Origin of the sequence: Cupriavidus lacunae (assembly GCF_003353055.1) — a bacterium.
GTDB classification, from domain to species: domain Bacteria; phylum Pseudomonadota; class Gammaproteobacteria; order Burkholderiales; family Burkholderiaceae; genus Cupriavidus; species Cupriavidus lacunae.
This window is the reverse complement of the sequence record NZ_QKWJ01000001.1, coordinates 404,607-418,227: the sequence shown is the minus strand read 5'-3', so window position 1 is coordinate 418,227 and position 13,621 is coordinate 404,607. Positions and strand designations below refer to the sequence as shown.

The window sequence follows — 13,621 nt, the reverse complement described above, 5'->3', positions numbered from 1 at the left end:
TTTGCCGATGCCCGGAACCGCCGCTGAACCGATCCACGACTCCGCCGACGCCGCCAAGGACACGGCGGCGCCCGCGCGCGGCAAGGCCGGCGTTGCCAGGGGCAAGGCCGCGGCCTCCGGCACGTCTACCGCGGCCGCCCGGCTGGCCAAGCTCGGCCTGCGCCGTCCCGTCGACCTGGTGCTGCACCTGCCGATGCGCTACGAGGACGAGACCACGCTGGCGCCGATCGCCGAGGCGATCCACCGCGCCGGGCTTGGGCTGCCGGCGCAGGTCGAAGGCGAGGTCATCTCCAACGAAGTCACGTTCCGCCCGCGCCGCCAGCTGGTGGTCAAGATTGCCGACGACAGCGGCGAGCTGACGCTGCGCTTCCTGAACTTCTACGGCAGCCAGACCAAGCAGATGGCCGAGGGCGTGCGGCTGCGCGTGCGCGGCGAGGTGCGCGGCGGCTTCTTCGGCGCCGAGATGGTCCATCCGACGGTGCGTCCGGTAGTGCCTGGCGAAGCGCTGCCGGATCGCCTGACACCGGTGTATCCGTCCACCGCTGGCATTCCGCAAGCCTACCTGCGCAAGGCCATCGGCGGCACGCTGTCGCGCACACCCATGCCCGAGACGCTGCCGCAGGCGTTGCTGGAGGGGCCGCTGGCACGCCTGCATCTGCGCCCGCTGGCCGAGTGCCTGCGGCTGCTGCACGCGCCCCCGCCGCAGGAGAGCGAGGCCGCGCTGGCCGACCGCTCGCACCCGGCCTGGCAGCGCATCAAGTTCGACGAGCTGCTGGCGCAGCAGATTTCGCTGCGGCGCGCGCACGCGGCGCGGCGCGAAAAAAATGCGCCGACCATGCCGCGCCGCGAGGGCGGGTTGCTCACGCGTTTCCTGGCCGCATTGCCGTTCCGGCTGACCGGTGCGCAGCAGCGCGTGGTCGAAGAGATCGCCGCCGACATGACGCGCCCGCACCCGATGCACCGGCTGCTGCAGGGCGATGTGGGCAGCGGCAAGACCATCGTCGCCGCGCTGGCGGCCTGCCAGGCCATTGATGCCGGCTACCAGGCCGCGCTGATGGCGCCCACCGAAATCCTGGCCGAGCAGCACTACCGCAAGCTGTCCGCGTGGCTGGAGCCGCTGGGCGTGCCGGTGGCGTGGCTGGCCGGCAGCCAGAAGGCGCGCGAGAAGCGCGAGGCCGTGGCGCGCGTGGAATCGGGCGAGGCGCAGCTGGTGATCGGCACCCATGCGCTGATCCAGGACACCGTGCGCTTTGCGAAGCTGGGGCTGTCGGTGGTCGACGAGCAGCACCGCTTCGGCGTGGCGCAGCGGCTGGCGCTGCGCGGCAAGGCTGGTGCCGTCGATGCAGCGGTGCCCGCGGCCGAGGCCGTGCCGCACCAGCTGATGATGTCGGCCACGCCGATCCCGCGCACGCTGGCCATGACTTACTACGCCGACCTGGATGTGTCGGTGATCGATGAATTGCCGCCGGGCCGCACCCCCATCGTCACGCGCCTGGTCAACGACGAGCGGCGCGACGAAGTGATCGGACGCATCCATCACGCCGCCGCCGAAGGCCGCCAGGTCTACTGGGTCTGCCCGCTGATCGAGGAAAGCGAGGCGCTGCAGCTGCAGACCGCGGTGGAAACCTATGAAACGCTTGTCGCCGCGCTGCCGGACCTGCGCGTGGGCCTGGTGCACGGACGCCTGCCGCCGGCCGAGAAGGCATCGGTGATGGATGACTTCAGCGCCAACCGCATGCAGGTGCTGGTGGCTACCACCGTGATCGAAGTGGGCGTGGACGTGCCCAATGCCTCCCTGATGGTGATCGAGCATGCCGAGCGCTTCGGCCTGGCGCAGCTGCACCAGTTGCGCGGCCGGGTGGGGCGGGGCAGCGCCGAATCGGTCTGCCTGCTGATGTACCAGGCGCCGCTGTCGCGCACCGCGCGCGAGCGCCTGGCGACTATGCGCGAGACCACCGACGGCTTCGAGATCGCCCGGCGCGACCTGGAGATCCGCGGCCCCGGCGAGTTCCTGGGCGCGCGCCAGTCGGGCGAAGCCATGTTGCGCTTTGCCGACCTGCAGACCGATGCGTGGCTGGTGGAATACGCGCAAGAGGCGGCCGAACTGATGCTGGCGCGTTACCCGGAAGCGGTGGAAGCGCACTTGTCGCGCTGGCTGGGCGGGCGCGAGCATTACCTCAAAGCCTGATGGCAGGCCGGTTTTTCGATGGGATGTGCGCCATCCAGCGCAAGCGCCGGCGCCAGGTGGTCAATTCGGGCCGGCGCTCTGACAGAAGCGGCAATCGAAGGTAAAATCTATCGCCTACCGCAAATTGATAAGTCATGACGCTCACCGAACTCAAGTACATCGTCGCCGTGGCGCGCGAGCGCCATTTCGGCCGGGCCGCCGAAGCCTGCTTCGTGTCGCAGCCGACGCTGTCGGTCGCGATCAAGAAGCTGGAAGACGAACTCAACGTGCAGATATTCGAGCGCGGCACCTCCGAGGTGTCGGTGACGTCGGTCGGCGAGCAGATCGTGGCGCAGGCCCAGCGCGTGCTCGAACAGACCATGGCCATCCGCGAGATCGCCAAGCAGGGCAAGGACCCGCTCGCCGGGCCGCTGCGCGTGGGCGTGATCTACACCATCGGGCCGTACCTGCTGCCGTCGCTGGTCAAGCAGATGATCGAGACCGTGCCGCAGATGCCGCTGATGCTGCAGGAGAACTACACCCACAAGCTGATCGAGCTGCTCAAGCAGGGTGAGATCGACTGCGCGGTGATGGCCGAGCCGTTCCCGGATTCGGGCCTGACCGTGCGCCCGCTTTACGACGAACCGTTTGTCGTCGCCGTGCCGCGCGGCCACCAGCTGGCGCAGGCGCACGCCATCGCCCCCGATGAACTGAAGCGGCAGACCATGCTGCTGCTGGGCAGCGGGCACTGCTTCCGCGACCATGTGCTGGGCGTGTGCCCGGAGCTGTCGCGCTTCTCGCAGGCGGCCGACGGCATCCAGAAGACCTTCGAGGGCTCGTCGCTGGAAACCATCCGCCATATGGTGGCCAGCGGGGTCGGCATCACTGTGCTGCCGCGCACCTCGGTGCCTGACCTGAAGGCCAAGGGCGACATGCTGTCCTATGTGCCGTTCGCCGACCCGGTGCCCGACCGGCGCGTGGTGCTGGCCTGGCGCAAGAGCTTTACCCGGCTGCCCGCGATGGAAGCGCTGGCCAACGCCGTGGCCGCGTGCGAGCTGGCTGGCGTGCGCAAGCTCGACGCCAAGGAGCTGGCCGAAGCGGCCTGATCTTCCTGCCCCGCAGTAACGGCAATTCCCACGGCCGCACCGGAGATTCCGCTGCGGCCGTTGTCATTCCTGGCCCCGCAATGGGGCATTTCAGGAATGCTGTCTTCGGGCGGTCACTATTCGCCGCGATAAGTTGCAGAAATCCCAGATAGATTTGACCTAACGCATAGGTATGCCGAGGTCGAGCAGGTGGCGATGAATCTGGCCAATATCGCGCCGGGCATCGGCTTCTCACCCGACAAGATGCTGCAGGGTCGGCTATGAACTTGAAGTAAGCGGCAACCTGGCGCGGCCCTGATATACGCCAAGACGGCCCCGGGTTTGGCCCGGATCGTTGGCTGATGCAATAATGCGAGGTACCGCGCCGCCCGGCCCCAGATCCATGAAGGGCCCGGCGGCGCCCCTCGTGGCTTTACCAGAACGGAGCGTACCTACCATGGCAAAGAAGAATGAGATGAGCGTGAATATCGGTATTTCCGACAAGGACCGCAAGAAGATCGCGGAAGGCCTGTCCAAGCTGCTGGCAGACACCTACACCCTCTACCTCAAGACCCATAACTTCCACTGGAACGTGACGGGTCCCATGTTCAATACGCTGCATCTGATGTTCGAGACCCAGTACACCGAACTGGCGCTCGCCGTGGACTCGATCGCCGAGCGTATCCGCGCGCTGGGCTACCCGGCACCGGGCACCTACAAGGAATACGCGCGCCTGTCGTCGATCGCGGAGGAAGAGGGCGTGCCCGAGGCCACCGACATGATCCGCAAGCTGGTCGAAGGCCAGGAAGCCGTGGTGCGCACCGCGCGCTCGATCTTCCCGGTGATCGACGCCGCCGGCGACGAGCCCTCGGCCGACCTGCTGACCCAGCGCATGCAGACGCATGAAAAGACCGCGTGGATGCTGCGCTCGATGCTGGCCTGAGGCCTGCTGGTCACCTCTGGCTGCCGCTACCCGGCGGCCGGCACTGCGCGTCGCAACCGTCCGGGCTGCGGCGCGTTTTCATTGAATCCTCCTTCCCGGATCCGCGCTGTGCAGACCCTCTCGCCGTTGCCCCCGACTCCCATGCTTGAACGCCTTTCCCTCTACGCGCGCCTGGTGCGCATCGACAAGCCGATCGGCACGCTGCTGCTGCTGTGGCCGACGCTGTGGGCCATGTGGATGGCCGCGGGCGGGCCGCCGGCGTGGGGGCTGTTCTGGATCTTCGTGGCGGGGACCTTCCTGATGCGCTCGGCCGGCTGCGCCATCAACGACTGGGCTGACCGCGACTTCGACAAGCACGTCAAGCGCACCAAAGAGCGACCGCTGACCGCGGGCAAGATCGCCCCCTGGGAAGCGCTGGCCGTGGCCGCGGTGCTGGCGCTGGCGGCCTTTGCGCTGGTGCTGCCGCTCAATGCGCTGACCAAGTGGCTGGCGGTGGTGGCGGCGGTGGTGGCGGGCACGTACCCGTTCTTCAAGCGCTTCTTTGCGATTCCACAGGCTTATCTTGGCATTGCCTTCGGCTTCGGCATTCCGATGGCGTTTGCTGCGATCCAGGACCAGGTGCCGCCGGTGGCGTGGCTGATGTTGCTGGCCAATGTGTTCTGGGCGGTGGCGTATGACACGGCGTATGCGATGGTCGATCGCGACGACGACCTGCTGATCGGGATGAAGACTTCAGCCATTACGTTTGGGCGTTTCGACGTGGCGGCGATCATGCTTTGCTACGTCGCGTTCCTGGCGCTGATGGCGTGGGCGGGGGTGCTGCTGGGGTTGGGGTGGCCGTACTGGGTGGGGCTGGTGGCGGCGGCTGGGTGTGCCGGTTATCACTACACGCTGATTCGCGATCGGGACCGGATGCGGTGTTTTGCTGCGTTCCGGCATAACAACTGGCTGGGGGCTTGTGTGTTTGCGGGGACGGCGGTGGCTTATGCGATTCGGTGACTAAGTTCCGCTGGTTTGCTCCCCTTATATGAACACCGCCCCGGATGCAAAGGTTCAAAGCTTGAGTCTTGTGGAGTCGTAGGAATCGGCTGCGGTCTTATAGCCGGCCTTGTGCGGAGCTGACCGCAGGCCTCAATGGAAGCAGCTGGGAACGTCCTCATCTCTTCTGGCGGGCTCTGAGGCCCAAGGGGAGCATCAGGTTTGGGTTCCCACGGTCCGACCTATTTCGCCATTTGACTCATTTCTCGCCTATGCAGCCGTGAAGGGTTGATTAAGGGGGCGCGCTAGCGGCCTGGCCCAGAGCCGTTCAGGCTGGTCGCTGGCTCACATGGCTGGGGTCGTATTGGCGCCCGTGGGCCAGCAGCGCCCAGGCCGCTCGGGCCATCTTGTTGGCCAGTGCCACGATGACCACATTCGTGGGTCGTCGCGCCAGCAAAGCCTCGGCCCATGCCGGGTGGCGCCTGGAGCGCGTCAGGACAACGCGCGCGCCATGGATCAGCAGTCGTCGCAGATAGGAGTCTCCCCGTTTGCTGATATGGCCAAGATGTACGCTGCCGCCGGTGCCGGATTGGGTGGGAACCAGACCCAGGCTGGCCGCGAAGGCTCTGCCTGAGCGGAAGGCCTGGGCAGAACCCATGGTGGCCACCAGGGCCGTGGCAGTCATGGGGCCGATGCCGGGAATTGCCTCGACTGTCTGCGCTGCAGGCTCGGACTGGAGCCACGCCGTGATATCTCGCTCAATCAGTTGGATCTGTTCTTCGAGTTGGCGCAACGCCATCAGTTGACGCTCGATTGCGCGCAACAGCGTGGGGGGGACGCCCTGTTCGATCTCGGCCCGGCGGGTCCGTAGCTCGGCGAGCAGAGCTTTGCGCCCCTTGGCGAAGTGCAGGCCATACTCGCCCAATAATCCTCGCAACTGATTGCATTCTCTGGTGCGCGTCTGCACCAGACCTTCACGAATCCGGTGGAGTGACAACAAGGCTTGCTGCTCTTCGCTCTTGACGGGGACAACCGGCATGCCGGGTTGTTGGGCCGCGGTCCAGATCGCCCGTGCATCGGCCGCATCGGTCTTGTTGGTGCGCACGAACGCACGCACGTAGCCGGGGTGAATCAGGACGGGCCGATGGCCCAGACTTTGGATCTTGCGTGCCCACCAGTGTGCGCCGCCACAGGCCTCAAGCGCCACCTTACCTACCGGGCAATTGGCCAGGAACTCAATCAGCTCCCGGCGTTGGAATCGACGGTTGTGGATTTCCCCGCTAGCGGAGTCGACCCAGTACATCTGGAACACTGACTTTGCAATGTCCAGCCCATATGTCATAGCATTCATTTGGGCTCTCCTCGACCTCAAGTGATAGATCGCACTTTCACTTTGGCACATCGATGCCGTCGGTCAAGCGAGAGCCCCTTGTCATTCTTGGCGCTCCGAGGCGTGGCTTGGCGGTAGGGAGTGGGCGGTGTTCATTCCATCTCTCCCGCTAGCGGGGGAGGGGCCGGGGGAGAGGGCCGGCGTGTGGCAAGCATCGAAGCGTCTCACGCCGTGGAGACTCCTGCCCTCTCCCCCGCCCCTCTCCCATAAATGGGAGAGGGGAGAAGACAGTCGGGCAGGACAGTGCTCAATCCTTCCCGAACTCCGCCCCCATCTCCTTACCCCGCGCCGCCGCGGCATGCATGGCACGCACGAAGGCCTCACCGATACCCGAAGCCTCCATCGCCGTCAGCGCCGCATAGGTGGTGCCGCCCTTGGAAGTCACGCGCTCACGCAGCGTCGACACCGGCTCGGGCGACTGCCCGGCCAGGGCAGCCGCGCCGCGGAAGGTCTCCACGGCCAGCTCGCGGCCTTGCTCCGCAGTCAGCCCCAGTTCAGTGGCAGCGCGCTCCATCGCCTCGATAAAGTAGAAGACATAGGCCGGCCCGCTGCCGGAAATGGCGGTGACCGCATCGATCTGCTCATCCCCATCCACCCACACGCATTTGCCGACGGCCTCGGCCACGGCGCCGGCAATCGCGCGGTCTTCGGCCGACAGCCCGGCCGGCGCGGCCAGCCCGGTCATGCCCATGCCCGCCAGCGCCGGGGTATTCGGCATCGCGCGCACCAGGCGGATGCGTCCGTCCAGCCAGCGCTGCATGTCCTGCAGGCGGATGCCGGCGGCCACGCTGATCACCAGGTTGCCCTTGCCCGTGGCCGGCAGGTGCGGCAGCAGTTGCGCCGCGGCGTCGCGGAATTGCTGCGGCTTGACCGCCAGCACCAGCACGTCGCTGGCGCCGAAGGCGGCATCCGGCGCCCCGGCGGCACGCACGCCGAGGTCGCGCGCCAGGCGCTGCCGGGCCTCGGGGAAGGGGTCGACCACGCGAATCGAGCTGGCCGGCACGCCGCGGGCGATCAGGCCGCCGATCAGCGCGGTGGCCATATTGCCGCCGCCGAGAAAGCCAAAGGTAAGGGTATCGAGCATGGGGATCTGTTGGGGGGCTTGAAGGGAATGGACTGGGCTTGCAGGGAAATGACTGGGCTACGGGTACTGGCGCGCGCCGAAGATGGCGGTGCCGATCCGCACCAGGGTGGCGCCCTCGGCGATGGCGGCTTCCATGTCGCCCGACATGCCCATCGACAGCGTGTCGAGCGCCAGGCCGTCGGCGCACAGCGCCTGCAGCATGGCGCGCATGGCCGCGAACGGGCGGCGCTGCGCGGCGGGGTCGTCCTCGGGCTCGGGGATTGCCATCAGCCCGCGCAGCCGCAGGCCGGGCAGCGCGGCGACGGCATGTGCCAGCGCGGGGACCTCCGCCAGCGCGACGCCGCTCTTGCTGGCTTCGCCGCTGATATTGACCTGGATGCAGACCTGCAGCGCCGCCATGCCGGCCGGGCGCTGGGCCGACAGCCGTTCGGCGATCTTGAGCCGGTCGACGGCGTGCACCCAGTCGAAATGCTCCGCCACCAGGCGGGTCTTGTTGCTTTGCAGCGGGCCGATGAAATGCCATTGCAAGTGGCTGCGCAGGTCAGCCAGCGCCGCGATCTTGTCGACGCCTTCCTGGACGTAGTTCTCGCCAAAGGCAAGCTGTCCGGCGGCGTATGCGGCCCTTATATGGTCGGGGGAAACGGTCTTGGAAACGGCCAGCAGGGCGATGTCCCCGGGCTGTCTGCCGGCTTGTTGTGTGGCCGCCGCGATGCGCTGGTGAACGGCTTGCAAGTTGGCGGCAATTACAGACATAATCCGGCGAACATACAGAAGAAGTACTAAAAGTACTCATAACTATTCAGGGTGGGGTCATTATAGATGGACATCGCGCAGCTATTGGCTTTCGCTGTCAAGAACAAGGCGTCTGATCTTCATCTATCCGCGGACATGCCGCCGATGGTGCGGATCCACGGCGACATGCGCCGGATCAACATCGCCTCGATGACGCACAAGGATGTCCACGCCATGGTGTACGACATCATGAGCGACACCCAGCGCAAGGCCTACGAGGAACGCCTGGAAATCGATTTCTCGTTCGAGATCGCCGGCCTGTCCCGCTTCCGGGTCAATGCCTATAACACCCAGCGCGGCTCCGCCGCGGTGTTCCGTACCATTCCCTCCAAGGTGCTCACGCTCGAAGACCTGCGCGCGCCGGCCGTGTTTGCCGACCTGTGCATGAAGCCGCGCGGGCTGGTGCTGGTGACGGGCCCGACCGGCTCGGGCAAGTCCACCACGCTGGCGGCAATGGTCGACCATCGCAACGACAACGACATGGGCCACATCCTGACGGTGGAGGACCCGATCGAATTCGTGCACAGCTCCAAGAAGAGCCTGATCAACCAGCGCGAGCTTGGGCCGCATACGCATTCGTTTGCCAACGCGTTGCGCTCGGCGCTGCGTGAAGACCCGGACGTGATCCTGGTGGGCGAGCTGCGTGACCTGGAAACCATCCGCCTGGCGCTGACCGCGGCCGAGACCGGCCACCTGGTCTTCGGCACGCTGCACACCAGTTCCGCGGCCAAGACCATCGACCGCGTGGTCGACGTGTTCCCGCCGGAAGAAAAGGACATGGTGCGCACCATGCTGTCGGAATCGCTCGAGGCGGTGATCTCGCAGACGCTGCTGAAGACGCGCGACGGCAATGGCCGCACCGCCGCGCACGAGATCATGACCGCCACGCCCGCGATCCGCCACCTGATCCGCGAGAACAAGATCGCGCAGATGTACTCGATGATGCAGACCAGCAGCGGGCTGGGCATGCAGACGCTGGACCAGTGCCTGTCGGACCTGATCAAGCGCGGCATCATCAACTACAACGACGCGCGCGCCATCGCCAAGAATCCGGACGCGTTCACGGGCTGAGGCCCGCTCCCATCGCAGGACACCGCCATGCTCGATCGCGAATCCGCCGCCAAGTACATCAACGACCTGCTGGAGCTGATGGTCAGCAACCGCGGCTCGGACCTGTTCATCACCTCCGACTTCCCGCCGGCGATCAAGGTCGACGGCAAGCTCACGCCGGTGTCGCAGCAGCCGCTGAATCCCACACAGGCACTTGGTCTGGTGCGCTCGGTGATGAACGAGCGCCAGGTGCAGGAGTTCGATACCAGCCGCGAATGCAATTTCGCGATCACCGCGCCCAAGGCCGGGCGCTTCCGCGTGTCGGCCTTTATCCAGCAGGGCAAAGCCGGCATGGTGGTGCGTACCATCAATACGCGCATCCCCTCGGTGGCCGACCTGGACCTGCCGCCGACGCTGCATGACGTGGTGATGGCCAAGCGCGGGCTGGTGATCGTGACCGGCGCCACGGGCTCGGGCAAGTCGACCACGCTGGCGGCGATGCTCGATCACCGCAACGCGCATTCCTACGGCCATATCATCACCATCGAGGACCCGATCGAGTACGTGCACGCGCACCAGAACTGCATCGTCACGCAGCGCGAGGTGGGTATCGACACCGAGTCCTGGCACGTGGCGCTGAAGAACACGCTGCGCCAGGCGCCAGACGTGATCCTGATCGGCGAAATCCGCGACCGCGAGACCATGGAGTACGCGATGCAGTACGCCGAGACCGGCCACCTGTGCCTGGCCACGCTGCACGCCAACAACGCCAACCAGGCGATCGACCGCGTGGTCAACTTCTTCCCCGAGGAAAAGCGCCAGCAGCTGCTGATCGACCTGTCGCTGAACCTGAAGGCGATGATCTCGCAGCGCCTGCTGCCGCGCGAGGGCCGCAAGGGGCGGGTGCCGGCGGTGGAGATCATGATCGGCACGCCGCTGGTGGCCGACCTGATCTTCAAGGGCGAGATCCACGAGCTCAAGGAAGTCATCAAGAAGTCGCGCGAGCAGGGCATGATCTCGTTCGACCAGGCGCTGTTCGACCTGTACGAGGAAGGCAAGATCACCTACGAGGATGCCCTGCGCAACGCCGACTCGCTCAACGACCTGCGCCTGATGATCAAGCTGCACAGCGCGAGCGCCAAGGACACTGACCTGGGTGCCGGCACCGAGCATCTCAACGTCATCTGATTCGTGCACTGTGGTGCGCATGGCGGTATGCTTGGGCCAAGCACAAGGAGTCCGCCATGAGCAATGTCTACCAGTTCGAAGCCAACTCGCTGGCCGGCCAGCCGGTACCGCTGTCGCAGTTCCAGGGCAAGGTGATGTTGGTGGTCAACACCGCCAGTGAATGCGGGTTCACGCCGCAGTACGAGGGCCTGCAGAAGCTACATGACGAATACCACGGGCGCGGCCTGGAAGTGCTGGGCTTTCCGTGCAACCAGTTCGGCAAGCAGGAGCCGGGCGATGCGCAGCAGATCGGCCAGTTCTGCGAAACGCGCTTCGCGGTGCGCTTCCCGATGTTCGCCAAGATCGACGTGAACGGCGCCGCCGCCCATCCGCTATATAAGTGGCTGACCACGGAGAAGCGTGGCGTGCTCGGTACCCAGGGCATCAAGTGGAACTTCACCAAGTTCCTGCTGCGCCGCGACGGCACGGTGTTCAAGCGCTATGCGCCGACCACCAAGCCCGATGAGCTGCGCGCCGATATCGAGAAGCTGCTGTCCGACCCGGCCGCCTGAGCAGGGCTAGGTGCCGCTGGCGCGCACGGCGCGCAGGAAACCATTGAGCGAGCGGTCCGGCGTTTCATGGAAGCGGTCGTCCAGCATGCGGATGGCGCGGCAGCGGTCCAGCCGGAAGCTGCGGTAGTCCGTGCGCGTGGTGCACCACGCCGCCAGCAGCCAGGCATTGCCCCAGAAGAACAGGCCCAGCGGCATCACCACGCGTTCGGTGACGCGCTGCTGCGCATCGCAGTAGTCGAGCAGCAGCAGCTTTTGCTCGCCCAGCGCGCTGTGCACCACGTCGAAGGCCTGGCGCACGTGCGCCTGGTTGACGTATTCCGGCGCGAACACGCGGCTTTGCTGTGCCGCCAGCCGGCGCGGCGGCGGCAGCGCGGCCATCAGCTTTTCCAGCGCGGGATCGGCCGCGGCGGCCAGCGCGCCGCCGCCCCAGGCTTTCAAGAGGCGCAGGCCGGCGACCAGCGCTTCCACTTCCATGGCGGTGAACATCAGCGGCGGGACATCGAAGTCGGCGCGCAGCCGGTAGCCGATGCCGGCCTCGCCCTCGACCGGCACGCCCGACAGCGACAGCGCCTGGATATCACGGTAGACGGTGCGTTCCGACACCCCCAGCCGCTGCGCCAGCAGTGCCGCCGTGGTCAGGCGGCGCCCGCGCAGCACCTGAACGATCTGGAACAGGCGGTCGGCGCGGCGGCTCATTGGCGGTGGCGGGTCATGGAAGTCATCCGGCCACAGGCTCGTGCAGCCCGATGCGGTTGCCTTCGCTGTCGGTGATATGGGCGATGCGGCCGATTTTGCCCGGCAGGCGCAGCGGCCCGAACACGGTTTTGCCGCCGGCGCGCGCGGCGCGCTCGAGCAGCAGGTCCAGTTCCGGCGCGTGCAGGTAGGGCACCGTGCCGTAGTAGTTGCTGGGGCGGTAGCCTTCGCCGGCCACCAGCGCGCCGCCCGGGTCCGGGTGCGGGAACACGGCCATGTCGACCTGACTCATGGTCTCGCGGCGCAGCTGGACATCGAACACCTGCTCGTAGAAGCCGACTGCGCGATTCATGTCGACGACGGGGATTTCCAGCCAGTTGATCAGACGGTTGCTCATGATGGTCTCCTTGGTTCCAGGTGAAGGGGAGTGAGGAGTTCGCATCATGCGCGGGGGCTGCTGACAGCGTCCTGTCAGGAGGGTGTCAGTGCGGCATCCACGCCGCCATCACCGGCACCATGATCGCGGTCAGCACACCGTTCAGGCCCATGCCGAGCGCGGCGAAGGCGCCGGCTTCCTGGTTGACCTGGAAGGCCCGCGCGGTGCCGATGCCGTGCGCCGCCACGCCGGTGGCGAAGCCGCGCACGGTGTAGTCGCGGATGCGCAGCAGGTTCAGCACGCTGGTGGCGCTGACCGCGCCGATGATGCCGGTGGCCATCACCAGCACCGCCGTCAGCGACGGCAGCCCGCCGATCTTCTCGGCCACGCCCATGGCGATCGGGATCGTCACCGACTTGGGCGCGAGCGAGCGCACCGTCTCGGGCGACGCACCCAGCAGCCAGGCAATGCCCACCGCCGACACCACTGCCACCACCGAGCCCGCCACCAGCCCCGCCAGCAGCGGGAACACATGGGTGCGCAGCTTGGGCAACTGCAGGTACAGCGGCACCGCCAGCGCCACCGTGGCCGGCCCCAGCAGGAAGTGCACGAACTGCGCGCCGTCGAAGTAGGTCTTGTAGGGCGTGCCGGTGACGGTCAGCACCGTGACCAGCAGCGCCACCGCGATCATCACCGGGTTGGCCAGCGGCGAGAAGCGCGAGCGCTCATAGATGCGGAAGGCAAAGACATAGGCCAGCAGCGTCGCGGTCAGCCCGACCAGCGGGCTCGCGGCCAGGTAGACCCAGATTTCGTTCAGGCGGGGCGTCATCATGCCTGCTCTCCTTTGGCATCGGCGGGCGGCACGTCAGGCATGTCGGGCGTGTCGGCGCGCTTGCGCATCAGCATGCGCGTAACCACGGCGGTGGTGGCGATGGCCAGCCACGTGGACACCACCAGCGCCACCAGGATCGGCATCCACTCGCCCTCGATGCGGCTGGCGTGGACCATGATGCCGACGCCCGCCGGCACGAACAGCAGCGACAGGTGCTTGAGCAGTTCAGAGGTGGTGCCCTGGATGATGGGCAGCAGGCGGTCGTCGAAGACGAGCCAGCCGAACAGCAGGATCATGCCCAGCACGGGGCCGGGCACGGGCAGGGTCAGCGCGTAGCTGATCACCTCGCCGATGGACTGGAAAACCAACAGGATGGCAAAGGTCTGGAGCATGGGCGTGGTTGGTTGCGCTTTTTCTCCCCTCTCCCATTTATGGGAGAGGGGCCGGGGGAGAGGGCAGGCGCATCGTCCAGCGATGTCGGCCGACGAACCG

At 66.6% G+C, this 13,621-nt stretch carries 14 protein-coding genes and 1 pseudogene; 8 read left to right on the top strand and 7 right to left on the bottom strand.

The window, feature by feature from the left end:
- Positions 1–7 precede the first annotated feature (7 nt).
- From recG to ubiA, 5 genes and pseudogenes are all read left to right on the top strand, one after another.
- Complete coding sequence (gene recG / locus DN412_RS01920) at positions 8–2,188, top strand: ATP-dependent DNA helicase RecG (protein ID WP_115012947.1); 2,181 nt, start codon at positions 8–10, stop codon at positions 2,186–2,188.
- 134 nt (positions 2,189–2,322) lie between these two features.
- On the top strand, positions 2,323–3,273 hold the full coding sequence (locus DN412_RS01915; protein ID WP_078197808.1) for a LysR substrate-binding domain-containing protein: 951 nt from the start codon (positions 2,323–2,325) through the stop codon (positions 3,271–3,273).
- Between the two features lie 171 nt (positions 3,274–3,444).
- A pseudogene (locus tag DN412_RS01910) lies at positions 3,445–3,534 on the top strand (catalase); the annotation flags it as partial.
- A gap of 175 nt (positions 3,535–3,709) precedes the next feature.
- Positions 3,710–4,195 (top strand): Dps family protein, encoded by a 486-nt coding sequence (locus DN412_RS01905; protein WP_018311510.1) that lies wholly within the window; start codon positions 3,710–3,712, stop codon positions 4,193–4,195.
- A 141-nt stretch (positions 4,196–4,336) separates the two neighbouring features.
- Positions 4,337–5,194: a 4-hydroxybenzoate octaprenyltransferase gene (gene ubiA / locus DN412_RS01900; RefSeq protein ID WP_115012946.1), complete on the top strand. Its 858-nt coding sequence runs from the start codon at positions 4,337–4,339 to the stop codon at positions 5,192–5,194.
- Positions 5,195–5,501: 307 nt separating this feature from the next.
- Here the strand turns inward: ubiA and DN412_RS01895 are convergent, their stop codons facing one another.
- The 3 genes from DN412_RS01895 to DN412_RS01885 form a co-directional block, all read right to left on the bottom strand.
- Complete coding sequence (locus DN412_RS01895) at positions 5,502–6,524, bottom strand: IS110 family RNA-guided transposase (RefSeq protein ID WP_115012945.1); 1,023 nt, start codon at positions 6,522–6,524, stop codon at positions 5,502–5,504.
- Between the two features lie 286 nt (positions 6,525–6,810).
- Positions 6,811–7,647 carry a pyrroline-5-carboxylate reductase gene (gene proC, locus DN412_RS01890; protein ID WP_115012944.1) on the bottom strand — a complete coding sequence of 279 codons (837 nt, stop codon included), beginning with the start codon at positions 7,645–7,647 and terminating at the stop codon, positions 6,811–6,813.
- A gap of 57 nt (positions 7,648–7,704) precedes the next feature.
- Positions 7,705–8,400: a YggS family pyridoxal phosphate-dependent enzyme gene (locus tag DN412_RS01885; protein ID WP_115012943.1), complete on the bottom strand. Its 696-nt coding sequence runs from the start codon at positions 8,398–8,400 to the stop codon at positions 7,705–7,707.
- A 66-nt stretch (positions 8,401–8,466) separates the two neighbouring features.
- Between DN412_RS01885 and DN412_RS01880 the strand changes: the two genes are divergently transcribed.
- Genes DN412_RS01880 through DN412_RS01870 form a run of 3 tightly spaced genes read left to right on the top strand, consistent with a single transcriptional unit; the run spans position 8,467 to position 11,228 of the window.
- Complete coding sequence (locus DN412_RS01880) at positions 8,467–9,510, top strand: type IV pilus twitching motility protein PilT (RefSeq protein WP_115012942.1); 1,044 nt, start codon at positions 8,467–8,469, stop codon at positions 9,508–9,510.
- 27 nt (positions 9,511–9,537) lie between these two features.
- On the top strand, positions 9,538–10,677 hold the full coding sequence (locus DN412_RS01875) for a PilT/PilU family type 4a pilus ATPase (protein WP_115012941.1): 1,140 nt from the start codon (positions 9,538–9,540) through the stop codon (positions 10,675–10,677).
- 56 nt (positions 10,678–10,733) lie between these two features.
- A complete protein-coding gene (locus DN412_RS01870) occupies positions 10,734–11,228 on the top strand; it encodes a glutathione peroxidase (protein WP_115012940.1) in 495 nt (164 codons plus the stop codon).
- Between the two features lie 6 nt (positions 11,229–11,234).
- Here DN412_RS01870 and DN412_RS01865 read toward each other — a convergent pair whose 3' ends face one another.
- The 4 genes from DN412_RS01865 to DN412_RS01850 all read right to left on the bottom strand — a co-directional run bounded on the left by DN412_RS01865 (position 11,235) and on the right by DN412_RS01850 (position 13,521).
- Positions 11,235–11,924, bottom strand: a complete 690-nt coding sequence (locus DN412_RS01865; RefSeq protein WP_115012939.1) for a helix-turn-helix transcriptional regulator — start codon at positions 11,922–11,924, stop codon at positions 11,235–11,237.
- 22 nt (positions 11,925–11,946) lie between these two features.
- Complete coding sequence (locus tag DN412_RS01860) at positions 11,947–12,318, bottom strand: VOC family protein (RefSeq protein ID WP_208647545.1); 372 nt, start codon at positions 12,316–12,318, stop codon at positions 11,947–11,949.
- An 85-nt stretch (positions 12,319–12,403) separates the two neighbouring features.
- The gene (locus tag DN412_RS01855; RefSeq protein WP_078197799.1) at positions 12,404–13,129 is read right to left on the bottom strand and encodes an LrgB family protein; all 726 of its coding nucleotides are present in this window, start codon (positions 13,127–13,129) and stop codon (positions 12,404–12,406) included.
- Entirely contained in the window at positions 13,126–13,521 is a 396-nt protein-coding gene (locus DN412_RS01850) for a CidA/LrgA family protein (protein ID WP_115012937.1), read from the bottom strand. The genes DN412_RS01855 and DN412_RS01850 overlap by 4 nt, the downstream gene beginning before the upstream one ends.
- Positions 13,522–13,621: the final 100 nt, after the last annotated feature.